Below are 22,453 nucleotides of genomic sequence, written 5' to 3'. Positions count from 1 at the left end.
GGGATTTGCCTTTTAAACATCCAGAATCCGATTGGGCCGATGGAAAGAGGCGAAGAAACGATGAACGGATCGCGATCAAACACTCCACGCTCGGGCAATCCGGGTTCTGGCGCCTACAGCGACAGGTCGTCCCTCGATGCGCTGAACCGCACGATCGAAGGACTGGAAGCGCGTATCGAAGGATTGATGGGGACCGGCGGGCGCGAACAGCGCGGCCGGGATGTGCTGGAGCGCGAAATGCCCGCGCAGCGGCACGACCCGATCTCCGAAATCATGCAGCGCCAACGCGCGCTGAACGCCAGCCGCGAGCGCGATGCGATCCGCGAACGGGTGCAGCCGCGTCAGGAAGCACGTTACGACGAGCGCCGCCCGGTGCAGGCACCGGTCCTCCCCAAGCGTGAAATTCCGCTTCCCGAGCGCCCGCTCAGCGAACGGCTGCGCAGCGAGGTCTATCGCAGCGAACCGTTCCGGAGCGAGCCCGCCCGCCGCGAACCGTCCCGCCAAGAGCCTTCCCGTCAGGAGCCGATCCGTCAGGAAAACCTGCGCCAGGAGAATTATCGCCAGGAGCCCCAGCGCCGCGAGCCGCTGCGTTCGGAGCAGTTCCGCAACGAGCCGCAGCGTCCCGATCCGGCGATGGCCGAGATCGCCCAGTCACTGGTTGGCCTGCGCCAGGAACTGAAGAAGGACATCGCCGACGGCCTGGCACGCGAGATGGAAACGCTTCGCGCCGAAATCCGCGGCATCACGGCGGACGCCGGCCAGGATCAGGCGCTGGCCGAGGATATGCGCGGCGATTTGCAACGGCTGGCCGACAGCATCAACCAACTGGGCAAGCAGGCGTCGCCTGCCCAGACCGATGAGCTGAAGCACGAATTCGATGGCCTGCGCAGCATGATCGAGGGCCTGGCCCGCGAGGACAGCGTGCGTCGTATGGAAACCCGCTGGACGGGCGTCGAAGACCGGCTGAACGTGTTCGACACGAACCGCGACGACGAACTGGTGGCGCTCGCCTACCGTCTCGACGAGATCAAGGCGCAGATCGGCTCGATGAACAGCGGCCCGGCACTGCATGCACTGGAAGACAAGCTGATCTCGGTCGCCCAGGCGATCGAACTGATCGGCCGCCACATGCAGCCGGACGACCGGCGTCTCGCTTCGCAGTTTTCCGACCTCGATGCCCGTCTCGACGAAATCAGCCGCGCGATCGTCGCCAGCGGTCGCACCCCGACGCCCGACAGTGCCGGTGTGACCCGCGTCGAAGGCCGGCTCGCCGACCTCTCGCGCCAGATGGACAGCCTGATCCATAAGCCGGACACGTCCGGCGTCAACCGTGTCGAAGGCCGGCTTGCAGACCTGTCGCGGCAGATTGAAAGCCTCGCGGTGGCCCCGGATCTGTCCGGCGTCGATCGGGTCGAACATCATCTGGCCGATCTCTCGCACCGGATCGATGCCTTGTCGCGCCCGAACGACAATGGTCTGGCTGCACGGATCGAGGCACTGACCTCCCGCGTCGAGGAACTGGCCAACGAAGAGGCCGCCGTCCGTCTCGAGGAACGGCTCGACCAGTTGTCGATGATGATGGAGCGGTCGCAGAAGGCTTCGGTCCAACCGGACCTGACGGACTATCTCAGCGACATTTCGCGCAAGATCGACGCGCTCGACCAGGGCGCCGTCAACGATGCGCTTGCCGAACGTCTCGATGACCTCGCCCGCCGGATCGATTCGCTCGATGCGGCGCCGGTCTCCTTTGCCGGCAACGACCGCTTTACCCGGCTCGAGGACCAGCTGACGGATATCGCCATCCGTCTTGAGGAAACCCATGCCGCGCCGCAGGACGACAGCGAAATCCTGCGCAGCCTGCAGGACCAGATCGCCAACCTGTCGAGCCTCGTCAGCCAGCCGCGCGAAACCATTGCGCCGGCTGTCGTTCCTGCCGAATTCGAAGGTCGGATGACGGCACTTGAGGAATATCTGGCAACCAGCGACGAATATATCATCGAGGCTGCCCGCCAGGCGGCCGAAGCGGTGATGGAAGCCTATTCGAAGAACGGCCCCGCGCAGATCGCATCCGGCGGCACCGATATGGCGGCGATCTCGGCGCTGGCCGATGATCTCAAGGTTCTCGAAGATCTCAGCCGCTCCAGCGAGGATCGCACGGCGCGCACGTTCGAAGCCCTGCATGAAACGCTCGTTCATATCGCCGAGAAACTGGAACGTCTGGAAGAGCGTGGTGTTGCCCAGGAAGCGCCGCGAGCCTTCGGCCTGCGCGACTACCAGGAACAGCGTCAGCCGGAAATGCCCAGGGCGTCGCAGCCGGTTTTCGACGCGCAGGATGATCCCTTCGCTGAGGTCGAGCTGGGCAGCCGCTATGAGGACTTGAAGCGCGATATGCATGCGCTGGCCGCCGAAGCCGAGCCGGCCATGGCGGCGCGCGCCGACGTAGCCGAAGCCTTCGTGGTTTCGGAGCCGGCCCATGTCGAACAGGTAGACGTAAAGTCTGCCGCCGTTGCCGCTCCTGTCGTCAAGACCGGTCTCTTGGCCGGCCTTGCCAAGCGTTTCTCCGGCAAGCGTAGCGAGCCGGTACGTCCGGTCGAGCGCCAGCTCGTCGATCCGACGCCACCGATGGACGCGGCCGAGACGATCGAGCCAGACATGGCCAACCAACTCTTGGAGCCGGGCTCCGGCGTGCCCGACGTCAAGAAGATCCTCGAGCGCGTCCGCGCCGGCCAGAATGCCCGCGCCGCCCAGCCGAGCGAAGGCGACAAGGCGGACTTCATCGCCGCCGCGCGCCGTGCCGCGCAACTGGCCGTCGAGGAGGTCGATACCCTTAATCGTGGCAAGAGCGGCGCTTCGCCGTCGTCGATCGGTGGCGCGTTTGCCCGTCATCGTCGCCCGATCCTGATGGCTGTCGGCGCCGTATTGCTGGCGATCATGTCCTATCCGCTGGTCAACACGCTGATCCGTGGCGATCGCGCGGTCGAAGCCCCGGTCGCCGTGATCGAGCAGCCGGTCGCCAAGGATGTGCCGGCAACCGCCGATGTCGCTCCGGTGACGCCGGCTGAAGAGACTGTCGATGGCGACAATGTCGAGCCGTTGAGCACGTTGCAGCCGCAGGCTGGAGAAGATGCGGCTGCGGAGGATGCGGTCGGGCAGGATGGCGGCCAGGATGATGCCGGACTGCCGGCGATGGCCGAGCCGCAGACAAGCCAGCCGGAAACCACAACACCGCAGCAGAGCCTGCCGCAGGCCGAAGCCGTCAAGTCGGCAACCGACGGCGCGTCGCAGATGCTGGCTCCCGTCCCGTCGGATACGGCTGCCAGCCTCGACACGACGAAGGCCGATGGTGCGAAGGTCGAAGCCGCAGCCCCGGCTGCCGCCGCCGACATTGCCGTTCCCGCCGAGATCAAGCCGGAAGCGCTCGTCGAGGCTGCCAAGAAGGGCGACGCGCTGGCGATGTTCGAGATCGGTGCTGTTTATACCGAAGGCCGTGGCGTCAAGGCCGATCTGGCCGAGGCCGCAAAATGGTACCAGCGTTCGGCCGATGCCGGTGTCATCCCGGCCCAGTACCGTCTGGCGAGCCTTTACGAAAAGGGCAGCGGCGTTGCCCGCAACCTGCCGAAGGCGCGCACGCTCTATCTGCAGGCCGCCGAAAAGGGCAATGCCAGCGCCATGCACAATCTGGCCGTCATGCTGGCAAGTGGCGGCGCTACGTCCCCGGATTTCGCTGCTGCCGGAAAGTGGTTCGGCGAAGCTGCCGAGCACGGCATCCGCGACAGCCAGTTCAACCTGGCGATCCTCTATGCCCGCGGCAATGGCGTGAAGCAGGACCTGGAAGAATCCTACAAGTGGTTCGCCATCGCTGCCCGCGACGGCGATACCGATGCCGCCCAGAAGCGCGACGAAGTCGGCAAGGCCTTGAAGCCCGAACAGCTGGAGAGCGCCAAGGCCAAGTTCGACGCGTGGAAGGTGACGCCGCTCGATGCCAACGCGAATTCGGTCGACGTGCCGGATGCCTGGGTCGGCAAGGGTGTGAAGACCGCCTCCGTCGATATGAAGAAGGCGCTACGCAACATCCAGGCGATCCTCAACAACAATGGTTTCAACGCTGGCAAGCCGGACGGCGAGATGGGGCAGAAGACCGTCTCGGCGATCAAGGCCTTCCAGAAATCGATCGGCCAGGAGCCAACCGGCCAGATCACCGATGCGCTGGTCAAGGAACTCTTGAAGCGGAACGGCTGAACATGGCGTCTGCGGCCCTATTCATGCCGCAGACCGACCGCACATAGAGAGCGGCGAGGGGGTAGACTGCAGCCTTGTCAAAGGTTGACGGGCCTGACCCCCAAGTGCATGACGGAATGACATTGAATTCGCAATTTTGACAATTGGTTTTCAGGCCCTTCCATCCCTTACGAATTTCCCGTGGTGAATCAGTTGCCACTCTGACGTTTCCGCCCGCATTGCGGGCTATTGGCATATTTAGAGGTCCGGCCGTGACAGTGTATCTGCCCATCGCAGAGTTGTCGGTGAACATACTCATCATCCTCGGCATGGGCGCGGCCGTGGGCTTCCTGTCGGGCATGTTCGGCGTCGGTGGCGGCTTCCTGATCACGCCGCTCCTGATCTTCTACAACATCCCGCCGGTCGTCGCTGTCGCCACCGGCGCCAACCAGGTCGTCGCCTCGTCGATCTCCGGCGCCATCACCCATTTCCGACGCGGCACGATCGATATCAAGCTGGGGACGGTATTGCTCTGCGGCGGTCTCGCCGGCGCGACCGTCGGCATCTGGATTTTCGCGCTGCTGCGCCGCATCGGCCAGCTCGATCTCGTCATTTCGCTCGCCTATGTGCTGTTGCTCGGCACTGTCGGCTCGTTGATGCTGTGGGAAAGCATCATCGCCCTGCGCCGCGCCGCCCGCAACGAGACCGTCACGCTGAAAAGGCCTGGTCATCACAACTGGGTGCATCGGCTGCCGCTGAAGATGCGGTTCAAGAAATCCAAGATCTATCTGAGTGTCATCCCGATTGCCGCACTCGGCTTCTGCATCGGCATCCTGACCTCGGTCATGGGTGTCGGCGGCGGCTTCATCATGGTGCCGGCAATGATCTATCTGCTGCGCATCCCGACCAACGTCGTTGTCGGCACCTCGCTGTTCCAGATCATCTTCGTCTCGGCCTATACCGTCATTGTTCAGGCGACGGCGAACTATACGGTCGATATCGTGCTTGCCTTCGTTCTGATGATCGCCGGCGTGATCGGTGCGCAATATGGCGTACGCGTCGGCCAGCGGCTGCGTGGCGAACAATTGCGGGCGCTCCTGGCGCTGCTGGTTCTTGCTGTCGGCATCCGTCTTGCCATCGAACTCGTCATTCCGCCGAAGGAAGTCTATTCGATCGTTTCCGCGGGGTTCGGTTTCTGATGCGGACCTTGATGCGCGCCCTCCTGCTGGCTGCCACTCTTGCACTGCCGATGGCCGTGCAGGCGGAGCCGATCGATTTCGCCGAAAAGCTGGATATCGGCATCTCGACCGACGAAATCTCGATCACATCGGATTTTCGCGGCGCGGACCTGACGATCTTCGGGGCGATCGACGGCTTCGACGCCAATATCCTGGCGCAGGGCAAGTACAATATCGTCGTGGCGCTCGAAGGGCCGAAGGAAAACACCACGGTGCGCAAGAAGGAGCGCGTCTTCGGCATCTGGATCAACACCAATTCCATGACCTTCGAACTGGTGCCGGAATCTTATTCGCTGTCGAGCACGCGTGACATCGAGACCATCGCGCCGCCCGGCGACATGACAAACATGGGTATCGGCGTCGCGCACATGCCGTTGATCCCGCTCGGTTATATCGGCGACGGCAGCAACCTGACGGAATTCCGCGACGCCTTCCGCCGCCTGCGCGAGACGAGCGGCGTCTATCAACGCGATCCCGGCGGCGTGCAGTTCATCAGCTCCAGCCTGTTCAAGGCATCGGTCCGCTTGCCGGCCGATGTTCCCAACGGTGTGCATATCGTGCGCGCCTATCTGTTTCGGGACGGTGTTTTCGTTGCCGCCAAAGCCCTGCCATTGCGTGTCGTCAAGACCGGTCTCGAGCAGGCCATCACCCGCGCGGCGCACGAGTCGCCCTTCCTCTACGGCATAATCGCCGTGCTTCTGGCCGTTGTCACCGGCTGGCTCGCCAGTATCGTCTTCCGCCGGGATTGAGTTTTCATTCGGCACCCTCGGGTGTTTGCGTTACGCCCCGTCCACACCGATAAAGCTGTTGGGCGATGGCGATCACCGTCTTGCCGTACTGGGTGAAATGCAAATGTCCGATCTGCGGGGTCTGCCTGTCCTGCGCAGCCATCCAAAGGCGGGTTTGCCTCGGCGTCAAAACAGGCTATTTGCGGAGGAGATATCAGGAGACCCGTGCCATGAAGCCGATTTTCGTCCAGCTGCAATGCGCCCCCGGCAAGACCTATGAGGTGGCCGATGTGATCTACAAGAAGGAAATCGTTTCGGAAATGTATTCGACCAGCGGCGATTACGACCTGCTGATCAAGGTCTATGTCGATGAAGAGCAGGATATCGGCAAATTCATCAACGACAATATCGCCACCGTGCCGGGCATCAACCGGTCGCTGACGACATTGACGTTCAACGCGTTTTAGCCGTTCTCGACCTCATAGGTGAGGATAACGGAGCCGCCGGCGGTCGTCGTCGCACTTTTCAGCGTGAGCGTCGTCATATCGCGGCCCGGCTTGAAGAATGGCGTGCCACGACCGAGCAGGACCGGCACGACGCAGAGCTTGATCTCATCGACCAGGCCGGCCTTCAGCAGGCTGTCGCAAAGTTCGCTGCTGCCGAAAACGCGGATCGGCTTGATGGCCGTCTGTTTCAGGTGGCTGATATCCTCGACGATATCTGCGGTGACGGTGGTATTGTTCCAGTCGCTCGTCGTGATGGTGCGCGAGGCGACGAGCTTCGGCAGACCGTTCATGAAAGCCTTGACCTCGTCTTCCTCTTCCGCCGTCGTCCAGTAAGCCTTCATGCCCTCATAGGTGACGCGGCCGAAGACCAGCGTGTCCGTCGTATCTCCATATTCCTTCGACAGGTCGGCGAGCTCCGGACCCCAGGCGCGCCCGTGGAATTGAAGGTCCCACTTCGTCTCGCCCTCGAAAAAGCCGTCGAGTGTGATGAGATTCCAGATGCACAGCTTGGCCACGGTCGCTTCTCCCAAAACCGGGTTTCATCTGGCCGGATGATGATAAATCCGATTGCATATTGCAAGCGGTTTTCTCCTGGGAACCGAGTGTCGGTCGGATAAGTTACCGCCGGTCTTCAAAAGTCTCGTCGGTGAAATTTCTGCCGCCGTAGAAAATGCCGAGGACAATGACGGTTTCAACCTCGACAACGAATGCGACGCTCACGCTACGTTTATATCCGACGATCCGTAATCCCGGCATGAGTTCGACCCGTTCTGTGCCTCGCTCAGGGAAGTCCGACAGTTTGGAGCAGAAATCTCGAATGCCGGATACGAAGGTTCACGCGGTCACGGCACCCGCTTTTTCCGCGATAGAATCATAGACCGCGTTTAGTTCGGCCTCTGCTTTCGGGTGCAGGACGACGCGATAGTGGCGTGTCATTATGTCTTCGCGACGATGGCTTGATGACGCGCTTCCAGTCGAGAAAAAGCATCCTCAAGCGAAACAGCTTTTCCCGGATTCCGGCGAATGTCTTCCAAGCGTGAGGGAATTTCCTCTAGCAGCCACCGTTCACGAGCAGCCTCGAAATCCTCGAGCATCCTGAGTCCGGCCCGCACGACGTCGCTGGCATTGTTGTAGCGTCCGGATTCCAGCTGGGACTGGATAAACCGCTCATAATGCTCGTTCAGTGCAAAACTGGCCATCGTCCATCTTCGCCATCATGATAACAGTTAACAACAGTTATCATGATTTCGTTTTCGCGAAAAGTTTCTCCGTCATCCCATCAAATTGGAAAACCGCACCGAATAGATTCGGTCGCGGCCGAGCATGTGGGCGATGAGATTGGTGCGGTCGAACAGGCCGTGCATGGCCTTGTGGCGCAGGTCGAGGCCGCCGGTGGTGACGCCGAAGGCGGGCATGATGAGGCGGCTGCCGTCGCCGGCGAAGCAGGCGCGGCGGACCCGTTTTTCGCGGCGCGTCACGGTGGCGGCCGGGTGGAGATGACCGGCAATTTCGCCGGGGCTGGCGTCCTTGGCGGGTTCGTGGCGAAAGATCAGGCCGGCATAGTGGAGTTCGTCGGTGGACGTGCCCGGCAGGCCTATAGTGCCGTCAGGATCATGGTTGCCGTTGATCCAGATCCATTCGCGGCCGCGCGCCATGGTTTCGATCATGCCGCGAAACTGCTCCGGCATCAGGGCGGAGCCGACCCGGTCGTGGAAATTGTCGCCAAGGCTAATGACGGTCTTCGGATCGTGCCGGGCGACGACCGCTTCGAGAATGCGCAGCGTCGCCAGCGTATCGTAGGGCGGCAGCATCATGCCGCGGCGGGCAAAGGCCGAGCCCTTTTCCAGATGCAGGTCGGAAACGACGAGGATGTCGAGATCCGGGAGATAAAGCCCGCCCAGCGGGTCGCAGATCGCGGCGACGCCGTTGATGGCGATGCGTGCGGACAGCGCCGGATTGTCCGGCAGGGCAGAAAGGGCATGGGTTATGCGATGCATGATTTTCCGGCGCGACGTCATAGGTGGTGCTCGCCGGTCACATCCTCGAACAGCTCGTCGGCGGCTTCGGCCAGCAGGAAATCCTGCGCGTCGCCGTTGACCGACTCCTTGCCGATTTCCAGCATGACCGGCACGGCCAGCGGCGAAATCCGGTCCAGTGGACGATGGGTGATGTGACCCTTGATTCGCGCCAGCATATCGCCAAGCCGCTCGATCTCCAAAAGTCCGCTCGAGGCATCGTTGCGGGTAGCCTCAAGCAAGATGTGATCCGGCTCGTGGCTGCGCAGCACGTCGTAGATCAGATCGGCCGAGACGGTGACCTGCCGGCCGCTCTTTTCCTTGCCGGGATGGCGCTGGTCGATCAGGCCGGCAATGACGGCGCAGTTACGGAAGGTGCGCTTCAGAAGGAAGCTCTCGTTCAGCCAGGCTTCGAGATCGTCGCCCAGCATATCCTCGTCGAACAGGTCGGCGAGCGTCGGCCGGCCCTTGCGGAAGGCGCTGCCCAAGTCCTCCAGCCCCCAGATCGCCAGCGAATAATCGGTGGCGACGAAGCCGAGGGGTTTCAAGCCGGCGCGGTCGAGCCGGCGGGTGAGCAGCATGCCGAGCGTCTGGTGTGCGAGGCGTCCCTCGAAGGCGTAGATCACCATGTAGTGCCGGCTGCCGCGTGGAAAGGTCTCGATCAGCAGTTCGTCTTCCTTCGGCAGCATCGACAGATCGGCCTGCAGCGAGAGCCAGTCGCGGACCTGATCGGGCAGGGCCTTGTGACGGGCGGGATCGGCCAGCATCTTACGCACCTGCTGGGCGAGATAGGTCGAAAGCGGAAACTTGCCGCCGTTATAGGAGGGAACCTTCGGGTCGAGCTTGTAGCCCTGGCTCACCAGACACTCGCTTTCGCGGATGCCCTCGAAGCGCAGCACCTTGCCGGAAAACAGGAAAGTATCGCCGGGCGACAGCATTTCGATGAAATATTCCTCGACCTTGCCCAGCACCATGCCGCCGCGCCCCAGCGATCCGCGGGCATTGTGCTTTACGAGGCGGACATTGAGCATCGGCGATTCGATGATCGTGCCGATGTTCAGGCGATATTGCTGGGCAATCATCGGATTGGAGACGCGCCAGCGGCCCTCCGGCGTCTTGCGAATCTTGGCGTAGCGCTCGTAGGAGCGAAGCGCATAACCGCCGGTGGCGACAAAATCGATGATGCGCTCGAAGGTTTCCCAGGGAAGTGTGGTATAGGGGGAGGCGCTGGTGATCTCGGCGTAAAGCTCCAGCGGATCGAACGGGGCGGCGCAGGCCATGCCGAGCACATGCTGGGCAAGCACATCGAGCGCGCCCTTGCCGACCGGCGGCGTATCCTGCGCGCCGAGATAATTGGCGTCCAGAGCCGCCTGGCATTCCATCACCTCGAAGCGATTGGCCGGCACAAGGATGGCGCGGCTCGGTTCGTCCATGCGGTGATTGGCGCGGCCGATGCGCTGGGCAAGACGAGACGCACCCTTCGGCGCGCCGACATGAATGACCATGTCGACATCGCCCCAGTCGATGCCGAGATCGAGCGTCGAGGTGGCGACCACGGCACGCAGCTTGTTTTCGGACATGGCCGCCTCGACCTTGCGGCGCTGGCCGACATCGAGCGAGCCGTGATGCAGCGCAATGGCTAAGTTGTCGTCATTGATGGTCCAGAGGTCCTGGAAGACGCGTTCTGCCTGGCTGCGGGTGTTGACGAACAGGAGCGACGTCTTGGTCTCGCCGATCGCCTTGTAGATGTCGCCGATGGCATAGGCAGCCGAATGTCCGGCCCAGGGCACGCGTTCCTCGGTGGACAGGATCGAGATTTCCGGCCGGGCGCCGCCGGTGACCGTGATCAGCCCGGCGTTATGGGTCTCGCCCTCCTTCTGAGCGACTAGCCAGCGTTGCAGGTCCATCGGATCGGCGACGGTGGCGGAGAGGCCGATTGCCTGCATGCGGGGTGCGAGCCGCCGCAGGCGAGAAAGACCGAGCGACAAGAGATGGCCGCGCTTGGAGGTGACGAGCGAATGCAATTCGTCGAGCACGACATATTTGAGGTCCTTGAAGAACCGTTCCGCTTCGCCATTGGCGAGCAGCAGGGCAACCTGCTCGGGCGTGGTCAGGAGAATATCCGGCGGATTGATCTTCTGGCGCTGGCGCTTGGAGGCGGGCGTATCGCCGGTGCGGTTCTCGATTCGGATCGGCAGGCCCATGTCGCCAACCGGCTTCATGAGGTTGCGCTCGATATCGACGGCCAGCGCCTTCAGCGGCGAGATGTAGAGCGTGTGGATGCCGGTAAAAGCCGAGCCCGGCGGGATTTTACCGCGTTCCGTCAGCGAAACCAGCGAGGGCAGGAAACCGGCCAGCGTCTTGCCGGCACCCGTCGGCGCGATCAGCAGCATGCTTTTCCCTTCCTGCACATGCGACAGGAGCTCCAATTGATGCGCGCGCGGCTGCCAGCCCTTTTCCGCGAACCAGCGCAGGAAGGGTGGGGGCAGGTTGAGCGGCATCTGCGGGCGCGTGGCGGAATCGATCTGGTTCACGCGAACAAATGTAGATCAAACCGGCGGGAATTGAAGAGTGATCTTTGCGGGAACGCAGTGGGTTCAGCGGGAAAACTGCGCCGCGACAAAAAAATCAAAACACGAGGGAACCCTTTCTGGGGTCGTGCATTGATGGATTCATGCAAAATTTTCGAGGGTAAGAACAAAAGAGGAGGGCGTCATGCCGTTGTCAGCATCTGATGAACAGGTCATTCCACCGGATGAGCATATCCTGACAGTGCAAGAGGCGCTGGAACCCCTTTTCCAGAAACTGGAGCATGATGCCGAAGCCCGACTTGTCGAGGCCGCCGTCCACGCCGGATGGTCGCCGTATGAGGCGCTGAATGCGATCGATCAGCTGAAGAAACAGGAATTCGCCTCTTGAGGCATCTGATCGAAATCTTGAGCCGATACGCGCCGGTCCTATGCGTTTCCATCATCGGTCCTTGGTATTACATCGCGATATAACGATCCTTGCGGTGGTTGATGGCGAGCGTCAGGTTCATGACGACAGCGCCGAGGATCGAGCAGGCGATGATGAAGGGGCTGGCGAGGAAGAAGGAGCAGGCGACGATCGTGCCGTCGAAGGCGAGTTGCACGAAGCCTGCGCGCCAGCCGAAGCGATCCTGGATGTAGAGCGCCAGGATGCCGACCCCGCCGAGGCTGGCGCGGTGGCGGAAGAGGGCGAGCAGTCCGGCGCCGATCACCAGGCCGCCAAACAGGGCGCCGACCAGCGGATCGACCTGGGCGAGGCCGAGGGTGCGGGGCAGGACTTCCGACATAGCGGATGTCAACGCCACGGCCATGAATGTCTTCAGCGTGAAGGCGAGGCCCATGCGGCGGAAGGCGAGATAATAAAAGGGCAGGTTGACGGCGAAGAAGCAGGCGCCGAAGCTGAACCCGGTCGCGTAGTGGACGAGGAAGGCGATGCCGGGCGTGCCGCCGGTGAGCAGGCCGGCGCTCGACAACAGCGTGATGCCGAGCACGGCGAGCATGGTGCCGGACAGGACGCCCTGCGCGTCATCGACCAGCGAGTGGCGCTCCGCACTTGATGCCATCATGGCCGCGAAGGCGGATTTTGCCGGTATCACCATCATTGTCGTCATTCTCCTTGGCCGATCCGTTCCCTTCTATCGCCCCATTTCCCGAACGCAAGCAGAGGCCTGAAAATTGCCGCTTGACCTTTCGTATAATCATGGATAAAAAATATCTACGATAGAAATGGAGGCCAACCGATGAAGATGGGCGAGGGTGTGGAGCAGGCCATTCACAGTGTTGCGATGCTGTCGGGTCTTTCGGAAGGCAGCGTCCTGTCCGCCGCCGCGATCGCCGAATTTCACGGCGTTTCCATGAGCTATCTTTTGAAGCATCTGCAGGCGCTGTCCGGCGCCGGCATTCTCGAAACCGTTCCCGGTCCAAGGGGTGGCTACCGGCTGGCGAAGAAGCCAGCTGATATTACACTGCTCGACGTCGTTCTCGCCGTCGAAGGACCGGCCCCCGCTTTCCGCTGTGGCGAAATCCGTCAACGGGGGCCGAACCCTGTGCCGAACCGCTATTTCACCAAGCCATGCAACATCTCAGCCACGATGCTGCGGGCGGAGCGGGTCTACCGGGCTGAACTCGCCAAGACCACGATCGCCGATCTCGGCGTCCAGCTGGCGGAAATCGACGATGGTCCCATCGCCGCCCGCAGCTGCGCCTTTCTTGAAATCCACGAACGTAAGGCAACAGCTCGCTGAGCCCTCAACCAAGGAGAAGACACATGCATCCTCGTCTCGACATGACCAAGGCATCCCCGGACGCTTTCAAGGCCGTAGTGGCGCTTGAAAACTATGTGCAAGGTTCCGGCCTGGAGCGCCGCTTCATCCACCTGATCAAGCTGCGTGCCTCGCAGATCAACGGCTGCGCCTATTGCGTCGATATGCATGTCAAAGAATCGCGCCACGACGGCTTGAGCGAACAGTGGATCAACCTGATGTGCGTCTGGCGGGAATCGCCGGTTTACGACGCCCGCGAGAGGGCACTGCTCGGCTGGGTCGATGCGGTGACCAACCTTGCCCAGACCGGCGCGCCGGACGATGCCTATGAAACGCTGGCGGCGCATTTCTCGGCTGAGGACATTGCCAAGATCACGGTTGCGATCGGCACCATCAATGTCTGGAACCGCATTGCCGTTTCGTTCCGCTCGCAGCATCCGATCGACAAGGTTGCGAAGGCCGCCTGAGCATCGTTTAAAACTGAACGAGAGCGGAAGGGGTAACCTTTCCGCTCAGACCGCTGACAAACCCCTAAACTGATTGTTTGAGGAGGTGCAACCCCACTCTCCGTCATCCTCGCCCTCGTGGCACTGGTGTCCGGTTTAAATTCAGGTCCATGAGAAGACCATCTGTGTTTTGTCGTGCCGGTTGTCTGGCGGCGGCTTGAGGAGTCGGTCGGTTCGGCGGCGGTGCATGAGGTTTGCGCGCACGAGACGGGCGAATGCGAGTGGGCTTTGGATGGTTTTCTGGTCGGCCTGGGCCATGCGCAGCAACAGGAACGCAATGAGGGCGACGGCGATCTGGATGCGGACCGCATTCTCGGATGTGCCGAGAAAATGGCGGATCTTGAGGGTCTGCTTGACCCACCGGAAGAACAGTTCGATCGCCCAGCGCCGCTTGTAGAGGTCGGCGATCTCCTGTGCCGGCGCATCGAGATCGTTGGTCAAGAGACGCAGGACCTTTCCCGTATCCGTTCTGACGGTGATCTCGCGCACCGGATCGCCGAATGGATTGCGGCAGCTTCCGGCTTGGCGCGCCGGCAAGAGACCGATGCGATCCGAGAGAATGGAGCCGGGATCATCGACCAGCTGCTCTTGTGTCACGTTCAGGGGCGTATGCGACTTGAACCGCGTCACGATCCGGCATCCGGCCTTGTCCATCCCGGCCCACCAGCCGAAATCGTAATAGCCGAGATCGAAGACATAGGTCGCGCCGGGCTCGATCGGCATCTGCTTGGCGGCGGTGATGTCATTCACATTTGCAGGTGTGACGGCCGCATAGATTGGCCGCTCGGCACCGGCATCGTAGATGACATGGACCTTTGCACCGCAGGCCTGATGGGAAAACCGCGCCCATTGCGATCCGGCTCCCGACAGCCGCACTCCCGTCGCATCGATCAGGTAGATCGCTTCGCCGATCGCCCGGCGCAGACCGCGTCCGATCCTGGCTGTCAGTTCGACGAACAGCCCGGCAAACACCGCACTCGAACGTTTTGCATTGGCATCGGCCAATGTCGAGCGCGAGGCAGGACGGGCGCCGAGATGATAAAGCCGCGCCGCATGGCTTTCCAGGCCGCCGGCGATCTCGCGCAGACTGACCGCACCCGCCAACTGGCCATACAAAAGCGCGACCAGTTGCGTCTTCGTCGACAACCGCCGGACATGCTTGTCGGCCCCGTGCTCCTCCACAAGCCTGTCGAAGACTGCCCATGGAACACGCTTCAAAAGATCATGAAAGACGCTATTGTAATGCCGCACGGGGTTGCTCCTCTATCCATGTCCGAGACCGTCGCCAAACGCTCGAACACGAGTAGAATCAACACCGTGCGCCTTGTCCAATCATTTTAAGCCGGACAGCAGTGCCCTCGTGGCGGGGATCCAGCGACCCGACGTCCGTCGGGTCAAAAGACTCTTTCAGCTCAAGACTTGAGCTGGCTGGATCTCTGTGACAAGCACAGAGATGACGGAGGGAAATGCTGGCCGCAGAACGCCCCGAGCAACCTTCAGAGTCGTTAGAAAAGACTTTGTCAGCAGTTTGAGCGGGAAGGGTAGCCTTTCCGCTCTCGTTTCATTTGGGCTTTCAAAGTCGGATGAGGGGGCAGCCGGTGCCGCCCGTGGCAGTGGCGCGGCGCAGTCCTTTGCAAGACCGCGCCCTTGGCCCCCTCATCACCTCGCTTTGCGCGCAGCGTCTCCTCCGCCTGGAGGACGTGCGGTCTACAAAGCGATGTAGCGGTCGGCGCGGTGATTGATAGTCAGGAACAGGTTGAAGACCACCGCGCCGAGCACGGAATAGAACACCACGGGAGGCGTGGTGACAAAGAAGGCGGCAGCAAGGACACACAGATCGATGGCGAGTTGCACGAGGCCGGCGCGGATGCCGAAACGCTCCTGCATGTAGATGCCGAGAATACCGACTCCGCCGAGGCTGGCGCGGTGGCGATAGAGCGCCAAAAGGCCGAAACCGAGCAGCAGGCCGCCGAGAAGGGCAGCCCAGGCCGGATGGATTTCAGAGATCTGGAACACCTGCCCCTGCACATTGGTGAGCAGCGAGGTGATGCTGATGGCGATGAAGGTCTTCACCGTGAAGCCCATGCCGAGCTGCTTCCAGGACAGGTAGAAGAACGGCACGTTGAGCAGGAAGAAGGCAAGGCCGAAATTGATGCCCAGCGCATAATGCAGCAGAAAGGCGACGCCGGCGGTGCTGCCGGTCAGAAGGCCGGCGCTTGCCAGCACATAAAGCCCGAGCGCCGCGACGAGGCTGCCGGAAAAGATACCCTGCACGTCTTCAACCGCCGTATGGCGGGTCGCGTTCGTATTCCAGAAGCCAAGTGCGGCAATGAGGCTCATGCGACAATCTCCGGCGGCAAACGAACAGTGCTTCGGACCGGCCGGAATGGCAGGTCGAGCGACATGTTTGATGGAAATGAAGTGAAAGTGCAGGCACGATCTTTCGACTGCGCCGTCTGTGTGCGATGCAGCATTTATCGCGATTTCCACTGTCATGATCAAGTAAAATAAGTAAGTAATGCTGACCTATTTCAACTTCGCAAGAAACGTTCGTTCAGGCCGGTTTCCGCGTAAGGAACAGCATGCCGGAGAGGGGTTTGCCGCCATCATTGCGAATGATGGTCTCACGATCCGCCAGCACTGTCAGCCCGAACTCGGCGCAGCGCCGCCGGATATAGTCGCGCGAATGGGCATAGCGCAGCGACGGGCGCAGGACGACGTCGCCATTGTCTCCAGCATCCTCTGTCGAAAAGGCGAAGATGCCGCCGGGCGAAAGCAATTCGGTGACTAGAACCAAGATGCTGTCGAGATTGCCGAGGTAGAGGAAGACGTCGGTGGCGCTGACGAGGGTGGCGCGATGGGTGGCTTTGGCGTCGAACAGGCCGGACGTCTCCGGCGGAAGGAAAAGATCGGCTTGGCCGAGATGGTCGTAGACATGCTTGTCTGCCGCCTTGGCCAGCATGTTGGTCGAGAGGTCATAACCTTCGAGATAATCGGTGCGGGCGCGGATGCGCGCGCCGAACAGGCCGGTGCCGCAGCCGAGATCGACCAGATGCGCGATACGGGCCTCGCCGATATGCTCTTCCAGCAGTGCCGTCAGCGTTTCCGGCACATTGTAACCGAGCTTGTCGACGAGCGAAACATCGAAGCGATCGGCATAATCGTCGAACAGGCGCTCGACATGCTGGCTCGGCGGCTGGCCGTCCGCCGGCGCGCTGCCGAGGAAGGTTAGCTTCAGCGAAGCGCCGAAAATATCCTCCGGGTTCAGGCCCAAGACTTTTCGCAGCGCCTCGACAGCCGCCTCCTTGCGGCCCGATTTCTCCTCATAGTCGGCGAGGCGGAACCAGCCGGCCGCCCAGTCGGGAACCAGTTCCAGCGCCTGGCGCATCAGGTCGGCCGCCGCGGCATGGTCGCCTTCGGTCGCCAGCATATGCGCATATTCGGTACGGCGATCGGCAATCAGGTTGCCGGAGGAGAGCTGATTGGAACTGATGGTCGTGTGCCTTGATCCTGCGCCACGGGCTTCTGCTCGCGACGTTCAGCGCTTTTCGCGCGGGGCCGCTAAAATGGCAAGGCGTGATTTAGCAGATCGCGATCCGCAAGGCCGGCATCGCCAATCCTTGCAGCTTGCGGCAGGCCGTCCCGCAGCTTATGTCAGGCAAACAGCAGAATGGCGAAACAGGAGAATCATGACGTCATGGCCGATGGAGTGAACAGATTTCTGGGCGATTCGCCCCTGCGTGTGCTGGTTAAGCTGCTGGTGGTCTCGATCATCGTCGGTTTCGTCATGGCCGTTTTCGGCTGGACGCCGTACGGCATTCTCTACACGGTCCGGGATTTTGTTCTCGACATCTGGAATTCGGGCTTCGCGGCCCTCGGAAAGGTCGGTGACTACCTGCTGCTGGGTGCAGCCGTGGTGATCCCGGTCTTCATCATCCTGCGCATCCTCAGCTACCGGCGGTAACATGAACGATCAGACTTTCCTTGCCTCGCGGCGCAATCTGCTGCGCACGGGCGCCATTCTTTCGCTCGGTTTATTGGCTTCCTGCGGCACGCCCAAGATCACCCCGAGCGGTGACGGCAGCGACCAGACCGATGCGACGCTCGGTTACGTCAATAACCTGAGGAAGCAGAAAGGGCTGGAACCACTGGTGCGCGACCCGGCAGCGGCGCAGGCAGCACTCTCGCAGGCCGGCCGCATGGCTAAGGCCGGGAAAATGTCGCATCTGATCGGCATGGGCGACAGTTTCCTCGATCGCATGAAGGGCAGCGGCGTTTCCCTGCCGGCGGCGGAAAACATCGCTTCGGGTCAGGACAGCGCCGAAAAGGCCTATACGGCTTGGTACAACTCGCCCAAGCATTTGGAAAACATGCTCGGCCCGAATTATCGCGGACTGGGCGTCGCCGTGATGCGGAATCCGGCTTCCGGAAACCGACCCTATTGGGCCATGGTGCTGTCAACCAGCTGATGTGATTCTCAAGGGTTCAGGGCTGGCTTCAGGGAGCAGGGCATGAGCGCGGCGCAGACATCCGAAATCGCCGAAAACGCTGACGGCGCAGGCCCATTTCTCGTCACCAACCGGCTGATCCTGTCGATCGCCGTGCCGATGACGCTGGGTTTCCTGACGACGCCGCTGCTTGGCCTGGTCGATACGGCGGTCATTGGCCGTCTCGGACAGGCGACGCTGCTGGCCGGCCTTGCCGTCGGCGCGATCATCTTCGACCTCATCTTTACCACCTTCAATTTCCTGAGGGCAGCCACGACCGGGCTGGTGGCGCAGGCTTTCGGGCGCGGCGACAAGACGGAAGAGCAGGCGGTGTTCTGGCGTTCGCTGATCATTGCGCTTGTCTGTGGCAGTGCCCTCATTCTGGTGTCGCCGCTGCTCTTGTCGTTCGGCCTCTGGCTTCTGGCGCCGGGGCCGGAGATAGAGGCCGTGACACGCACCTATTTCAACTGTCGCATCCTTGCGGGGCCGGCCTCGCTTGCCAACTATGCCATCCTCGGCTTCGTGCTGGGGCGCGGACAGGGCACGACCGGGCTGATGCTGCAGACGTTGATCAACGGCATCAACATCGTCCTGTCGATCACGCTCGGCCTTTATCTTGGCTGGGGCGTGATGGGCGTGGCGCTGGCGACGGTGACGGGCGAAGTGGTCGGTGCCGTCGTCGGGTTCGCGCTGGTGCGCGCCCGTTTCGACCGATCCGCGGCACCGACCTGGGCGGCCATCTTCTCCACCGAGCGCCTGAAGCCGCTGTTCGGGCTGAACCGCGACATCATGATCCGCTCCTTCGTGCTACTGGCCGCCTTCATGCTGATGACGCGGATCGGCACCTCGTTCGGCCCGGTGACGCTCGCCGCCAATTCCGTTTTGATGAGCATCTTCCTGGTGGCGGGCTATTATCTCGACGGGCTTGCCAACGCCGCCGAACAGCTGACAGGCCGGGCGATCGGCGCGCGGTTCCGTCCCGCCTTCGACCGGGCCTTGCGGATGACCGCCACCTGGTCGCTGGCGCTCGCCGGCATGACCACGATCGCCTTCCTCGTCTTCGGCAACAGTCTGGTGGACCTTCTGACGACGGCGGCCGACGTGCGGGCGGAGGCCTATATCTACATGCCATGGGCGGCGATCACGGCACTGACGGGGGCGCTCGCCTTCCTGATGGACGGTGTGTTCATCGGCGCCACATGGTCGCGCGACATGCGCAACATGATGCTCCTGGCTTTTGCCGGCTATGTTCTGGCGCTCTGTCTTCTTGTGCCCGCCTTCGGCAATCATGGCCTGTGGGCGGGGCTCAATCTGTTCCTGCTGTTTCGCGGCACCTTCCTGATGGCACTGGTGCCGCGCCGCTCGGCTCAAACGTTCCGGGCCGCCCAGTAATCGGTGCGCGTGCCGCGGATCTCGGCGATCGAGCCGAGTTTTTCGCGGTCGCACAGCTGCGACAGGCCGCGCACAATGCGACCGGCGAGCGACGGGCCTTCGTAGACCATGCAGGAATAGAGCTGGACCAGATTGGCGCCGGCACGGATTTTTTCCGCCGCCGTTTCGGCCGATGAGACACCGCCGACGCCAATGATCGGCAGGTCCGGCCCGACGCGCTTGCGCATCCTGGCAAGCACGGCGGTGGACTTCTCGAACAACGGCTTGCCGGACAAGCCGCCGCTTTCCTTCGCCTGCCGCTGGTCCTTCAGCCCTTCGCGTGACAGCGTGGTGTTGGAAACGATCAGGCCATCGAGATTGTGCGACAGCGCCTCGGCGGCGATATCGTCCATGCCTTCCTCGGTGAGATCGGGGGCAATCTTCAGGAAGACCGGTACGCGGTTGCCGACCTTCGCGGCTTCCTCGTCGCGCGCCGCAAGCACCGCCGACAGCAGCGCAGACAAGCTTTCGCGCGCCTGGAGGTCGCGCAGGCCCGGCGTGTTCGGAGAGGAGATGTTGGCTGTGAAATAGCGGGCGACATCGTAGAAAGTACGAATACCGGCGACATAATCGGCGATGCGGTCGGCGCTGTCCTTGTTGGCGCCGATATTGACGCCGATCATCGCCGAACGCGAGCAGGTGCGCAGGCGCTGCAAGGCAGCCTGGTGCCCCTCGTTGTTGAAGCCGAGCCGATTGATGACGGCGTCATCCGCGACCAGACGGAAGATACGTGGCTTGTCATTGCCGGACTGGGCCTTCGGCGTGACGGTGCCGATCTCGGTGAAGCCGAAGCCGAGCCGCAGCAGCGCTTCTGGAACCTCCGCGTTCTTGTCGTAACCGGCGGCCATGCCGATAGGATTGGCAAAAGAGAGGCCGGCGACAGTTTGGGCAAGGCGCGTGTCGGCCGGGGCGGCGCACGAGGGAACAAGACCTGTCTTCAGGCCCGTGATGGAGAGGCCATGGGCCGCTTCCGGATCGAACAGGAACAGGCTGCGACGGGCAAGCGACTGGAAGAGATCGATCATTGGTCAAGCTCCGGAAAAATATGGGCACCGCCGGCATCGAGCGGCAGGGGCTTTTCCCAGAGAACGGCGTCGAGCGTTAGCGTGCCATAGAGATGCGGAAACAGCGCACCACCGCGCGAGGGTTCATAGACGAGCGCATCGCCGAGCCTGTCGCCATCGACGGCGACCAGCAACAGACCGTCCTGCCCGGAAAAATGACGCGCGGCGGTCTCGATTGCCTGCTCGGCGGTGGAGAAATGGATATAGCCGTCCGTCAGGTCGATCGCGGCGCCCTTGAATTCTCCACGCGCTCGGGCATTTTGCCATAGAGTTGCCGGAACGATTTTGTAGATGACGTGGGGCATGCCGCCGTTTCCTGGAGCCTGGACGATATCCTTTGCGGAATTGCCGCAATCTTCTGCGAAAGTCCACCGTGAAGCGAAAGACAGGCCGGTTTTTGTGACGATATCCGGTTTTGGCAATCAAGGAGAATGCGATGAAGAGGATGCTGATGCCGGTGGTCGCGCTTGGCGGCCTGTTGAGCGCCTTTGCGGCGATGGCCCAGGAGCCGGCGCCGGGGCGTTATGCCATGCAGAAGACCGACAGCGGCATCGCGCGGCTGGACACGCAGACCGGCGAGGTTTCGCTCTGCCAGGAAAAGGACGGCGAGATCATCTGCCGGATGGCCGCCGACGAGCGCACGGCCTTCGAGCTGGAACTGGACCTTTTGACCAAGCGCATCGAAACCTTGGAGAAAGCTACCGCAAACGGACAGAGCGGCCTCAAACCAAGGCTTCCGAGCAAGGAAGAGATTGACCAGACGATGAGCATCATGGAAAGAATGATGCGCAGTTTCATGGGAATTGTGAAGGATCTGGAGGACGAGGAAAGGTCGCCGTCGGGAAAGACGGAGGATGGACCTCAAAAGACCTGACCGGATCCGCACGCGCGGCAGGGAAATTGGAGGATTTGCCTGTCGCAAAGCTCTTGGGAGGGAGCGTCATGACGACAGGCTTGACCATCATCATCGCGGATGACCACCCGCTGTTTCGCGGCGCGATGCGCCAGGCGCTCTCCGGCATGCCCGGCAATCCGACGATCATCGAGGCCGGGGACTTCACCTCGGCGCGGCAGGCAGCGATCGATACTGTTTCGGCCGACCTGATGCTGCTCGATCTCACCATGCCGGGCGTCAGCGGCCTGTCGGGGCTGATCGCGCTCCGAGCCGAATTCCAGAGCCTGCCGGTGATGATTGTCTCTGCCCATGACGACCCGGCGACGATCCAGCGGGCGCTGGAACTCGGCGCATCTGGCTTCCTGTCCAAATCCGCCGGCATCGACGAAATCCGCCAGGGAATCGACACGGTCATGGCCGGCGACATCTTCACACCAGCCGGTTTCGTGCGCGGCATGGAATATGAGCCGGAAGTCGCCGCCCTTTTGCAGCGCCTGCAGACATTGACGCCGCAACAATCCCGCGTGCTCGGCATGCTCGCCGAAGGTCTGCTCAACAAGCAGATCGCCTACGAACTCGGCGTCTCCGAGGCCACCATCAAGGCGCATGTCTCGGCGATCCTGCTCAAGCTCAACGTCGACAGCCGCACCCAAGCGGTGATTCAGCTTGGCAAGATCGCGGCTGTGGCGGCTTAGGCCGAGACAGATAAAGCGCTTACGGCTTCGATTCGAGCGTCTCGACCCGGTCGACGAGTTCCTCGGTCTTGGCCTCAATTCTTGCCAGCGAACGTTCGATGGCTGTCTGAAGATGAGCCAGCCCGCCGCCGAATTCCATCTTGATGGTGATTTCGAGATCGTCGCGCAATTCGGCTTGCCGCCGTTCAATGCGCCGGGAATATTCATAGGTCTGCAAGGCTAGAGTTCGCACCTCGGACACTTCTTGCCGAAAGATGCGCATGTCTTCCAGAATCTTCTGGCCCTGCTTGGCTAGAAATCTCAAATCGACTGTTTCTTCGATCATCACAACACCGGCTGAAAAGACATCGTAATCTTGAACATATCGGATTTCAATTTC

General features: G+C 61.8%; 23 protein-coding genes. 12 read left to right on the top strand and 11 right to left on the bottom strand.

Translation table 11 applies throughout. The annotated features are described in order from the left end of the window. The first annotated feature begins 60 nt into the window (after positions 1-60). From ACST81_RS21240 to ACST81_RS21225, 4 genes are all read left to right on the top strand, one after another. The gene (locus tag ACST81_RS21240; RefSeq protein ID WP_438750404.1) at positions 61-4,239 is read left to right on the top strand and encodes a peptidoglycan-binding protein; all 4,179 of its coding nucleotides are present in this window, start codon (positions 61-63) and stop codon (positions 4,237-4,239) included. Positions 4,240-4,490: 251 nt separating this feature from the next. Further along, a complete protein-coding gene (locus ACST81_RS21235) occupies positions 4,491-5,417 on the top strand; it encodes a sulfite exporter TauE/SafE family protein (protein WP_438750402.1) in 927 nt (308 codons plus the stop codon). Positions 5,418-5,428: 11 nt separating this feature from the next. Further along, the gene (locus ACST81_RS21230; RefSeq protein ID WP_438753747.1) at positions 5,429-6,205 is read left to right on the top strand and encodes a TIGR02186 family protein; all 777 of its coding nucleotides are present in this window, start codon (positions 5,429-5,431) and stop codon (positions 6,203-6,205) included. 209 nt (positions 6,206-6,414) lie between these two features. After that, complete coding sequence (locus tag ACST81_RS21225; RefSeq protein ID WP_037104964.1) at positions 6,415-6,651, top strand: Lrp/AsnC ligand binding domain-containing protein; 237 nt, start codon at positions 6,415-6,417, stop codon at positions 6,649-6,651. On the opposite strand, the gene ACST81_RS21220 is transcribed toward ACST81_RS21225, so the two are convergent. From ACST81_RS21220 to ACST81_RS21205, 4 genes are all read right to left on the bottom strand, one after another. Continuing rightward, complete coding sequence (locus tag ACST81_RS21220) at positions 6,648-7,205, bottom strand: dihydrofolate reductase family protein (protein ID WP_438750401.1); 558 nt, start codon at positions 7,203-7,205, stop codon at positions 6,648-6,650. The two genes, ACST81_RS21225 and ACST81_RS21220, sit on opposite strands and share 4 nt — an antisense overlap. A gap of 420 nt (positions 7,206-7,625) precedes the next feature. After that, positions 7,626-7,889 (bottom strand): type II toxin-antitoxin system ParD family antitoxin, encoded by a 264-nt coding sequence (locus tag ACST81_RS21215; RefSeq protein ID WP_438750400.1) that lies wholly within the window; start codon positions 7,887-7,889, stop codon positions 7,626-7,628. Between the two features lie 72 nt (positions 7,890-7,961). After that, complete coding sequence (gene pdeM / locus ACST81_RS21210; RefSeq protein ID WP_438750399.1) at positions 7,962-8,687, bottom strand: ligase-associated DNA damage response endonuclease PdeM; 726 nt, start codon at positions 8,685-8,687, stop codon at positions 7,962-7,964. 17 nt (positions 8,688-8,704) lie between these two features. Further along, positions 8,705-11,206, bottom strand: a complete 2,502-nt coding sequence (locus tag ACST81_RS21205) for a ligase-associated DNA damage response DEXH box helicase (protein WP_438753745.1) — start codon at positions 11,204-11,206, stop codon at positions 8,705-8,707. A 214-nt stretch (positions 11,207-11,420) separates the two neighbouring features. On the opposite strand from ACST81_RS21205, the gene ACST81_RS21200 reads away from it, so the two are divergent. Then, complete coding sequence (locus ACST81_RS21200; RefSeq protein WP_438750398.1) at positions 11,421-11,624, top strand: hypothetical protein; 204 nt, start codon at positions 11,421-11,423, stop codon at positions 11,622-11,624. 67 nt (positions 11,625-11,691) lie between these two features. Here ACST81_RS21200 and ACST81_RS21195 read toward each other — a convergent pair whose 3' ends face one another. Next, positions 11,692-12,333: a YitT family protein gene (locus ACST81_RS21195; protein WP_438753744.1), complete on the bottom strand. Its 642-nt coding sequence runs from the start codon at positions 12,331-12,333 to the stop codon at positions 11,692-11,694. Between the two features lie 141 nt (positions 12,334-12,474). On the opposite strand from ACST81_RS21195, the gene ACST81_RS21190 reads away from it, so the two are divergent. Beyond that, positions 12,475-12,978: an RrF2 family transcriptional regulator gene (locus ACST81_RS21190; protein WP_438750397.1), complete on the top strand. Its 504-nt coding sequence runs from the start codon at positions 12,475-12,477 to the stop codon at positions 12,976-12,978. A gap of 23 nt (positions 12,979-13,001) precedes the next feature. After that, entirely contained in the window at positions 13,002-13,463 is a 462-nt protein-coding gene (locus ACST81_RS21185; protein ID WP_438750396.1) for a carboxymuconolactone decarboxylase family protein, read from the top strand. A 141-nt stretch (positions 13,464-13,604) separates the two neighbouring features. Here ACST81_RS21185 and ACST81_RS21180 read toward each other — a convergent pair whose 3' ends face one another. The 3 genes from ACST81_RS21180 to ACST81_RS21170 form a co-directional block, all read right to left on the bottom strand. Next, on the bottom strand, positions 13,605-14,753 hold the full coding sequence (locus ACST81_RS21180) for an IS4 family transposase (protein WP_438750395.1): 1,149 nt from the start codon (positions 14,751-14,753) through the stop codon (positions 13,605-13,607). Positions 14,754-15,209: 456 nt separating this feature from the next. After that, positions 15,210-15,842, bottom strand: a complete 633-nt coding sequence (locus tag ACST81_RS21175) for a YitT family protein (RefSeq protein ID WP_438750393.1) — start codon at positions 15,840-15,842, stop codon at positions 15,210-15,212. 214 nt (positions 15,843-16,056) lie between these two features. After that, entirely contained in the window at positions 16,057-16,995 is a 939-nt protein-coding gene (locus ACST81_RS21170) for a methyltransferase (RefSeq protein ID WP_438753742.1), read from the bottom strand. Between the two features lie 204 nt (positions 16,996-17,199). Between ACST81_RS21170 and ACST81_RS21165 the strand changes: the two genes are divergently transcribed. From ACST81_RS21165 to ACST81_RS21155, 3 genes are read left to right on the top strand one after another with little or no spacing between them, the layout of a single operon-like run. Next, positions 17,200-17,466, top strand: coding sequence for a DUF6460 domain-containing protein (locus ACST81_RS21165; RefSeq protein WP_438753741.1), 267 nt, complete (start codon positions 17,200-17,202; stop codon positions 17,464-17,466). A gap of 1 nt (position 17,467) precedes the next feature. Beyond that, positions 17,468-17,971, top strand: a complete 504-nt coding sequence (locus ACST81_RS21160) for a CAP domain-containing protein (protein WP_438750392.1) — start codon at positions 17,468-17,470, stop codon at positions 17,969-17,971. A 42-nt stretch (positions 17,972-18,013) separates the two neighbouring features. Continuing rightward, positions 18,014-19,381 carry an MATE family efflux transporter gene (locus ACST81_RS21155; protein WP_438750390.1) on the top strand — a complete coding sequence of 456 codons (1,368 nt, stop codon included), beginning with the start codon at positions 18,014-18,016 and terminating at the stop codon, positions 19,379-19,381. On the opposite strand, the gene ACST81_RS21150 is transcribed toward ACST81_RS21155, so the two are convergent. Both ACST81_RS21150 and ACST81_RS21145 read right to left on the bottom strand, forming a co-directional pair. Further along, entirely contained in the window at positions 19,357-20,445 is a 1,089-nt protein-coding gene (locus tag ACST81_RS21150) for a quinone-dependent dihydroorotate dehydrogenase (protein WP_438750389.1), read from the bottom strand. The genes ACST81_RS21155 and ACST81_RS21150 overlap by 25 nt on opposite strands. After that, positions 20,442-20,789, bottom strand: a complete 348-nt coding sequence (locus ACST81_RS21145; protein WP_438750388.1) for a DUF952 domain-containing protein — start codon at positions 20,787-20,789, stop codon at positions 20,442-20,444. Before ACST81_RS21145 ends, ACST81_RS21150 begins: the two co-directional genes overlap by 4 nt. A gap of 131 nt (positions 20,790-20,920) precedes the next feature. On the opposite strand from ACST81_RS21145, the gene ACST81_RS21140 reads away from it, so the two are divergent. Both ACST81_RS21140 and ACST81_RS21135 read left to right on the top strand, forming a co-directional pair. Further along, a complete protein-coding gene (locus tag ACST81_RS21140) occupies positions 20,921-21,358 on the top strand; it encodes a hypothetical protein (RefSeq protein ID WP_438750386.1) in 438 nt (145 codons plus the stop codon). 68 nt (positions 21,359-21,426) lie between these two features. Continuing rightward, positions 21,427-22,074: a response regulator transcription factor gene (locus ACST81_RS21135; protein WP_438750384.1), complete on the top strand. Its 648-nt coding sequence runs from the start codon at positions 21,427-21,429 to the stop codon at positions 22,072-22,074. A 19-nt stretch (positions 22,075-22,093) separates the two neighbouring features. Here ACST81_RS21135 and ACST81_RS21130 read toward each other — a convergent pair whose 3' ends face one another. Then, complete coding sequence (locus ACST81_RS21130; protein WP_438750383.1) at positions 22,094-22,399, bottom strand: hypothetical protein; 306 nt, start codon at positions 22,397-22,399, stop codon at positions 22,094-22,096. Positions 22,400-22,453 lie beyond the last annotated feature (54 nt).

It is taken from the genome of Pararhizobium sp. O133 (assembly GCF_051669845.1).
Taxonomy (GTDB): Bacteria; Pseudomonadota; Alphaproteobacteria; order Rhizobiales; family Rhizobiaceae; genus Pararhizobium.
The sequence above is the reverse complement of the archived record's forward strand: the minus strand, read 5'-3'. Positions and strand labels throughout refer to the sequence as shown.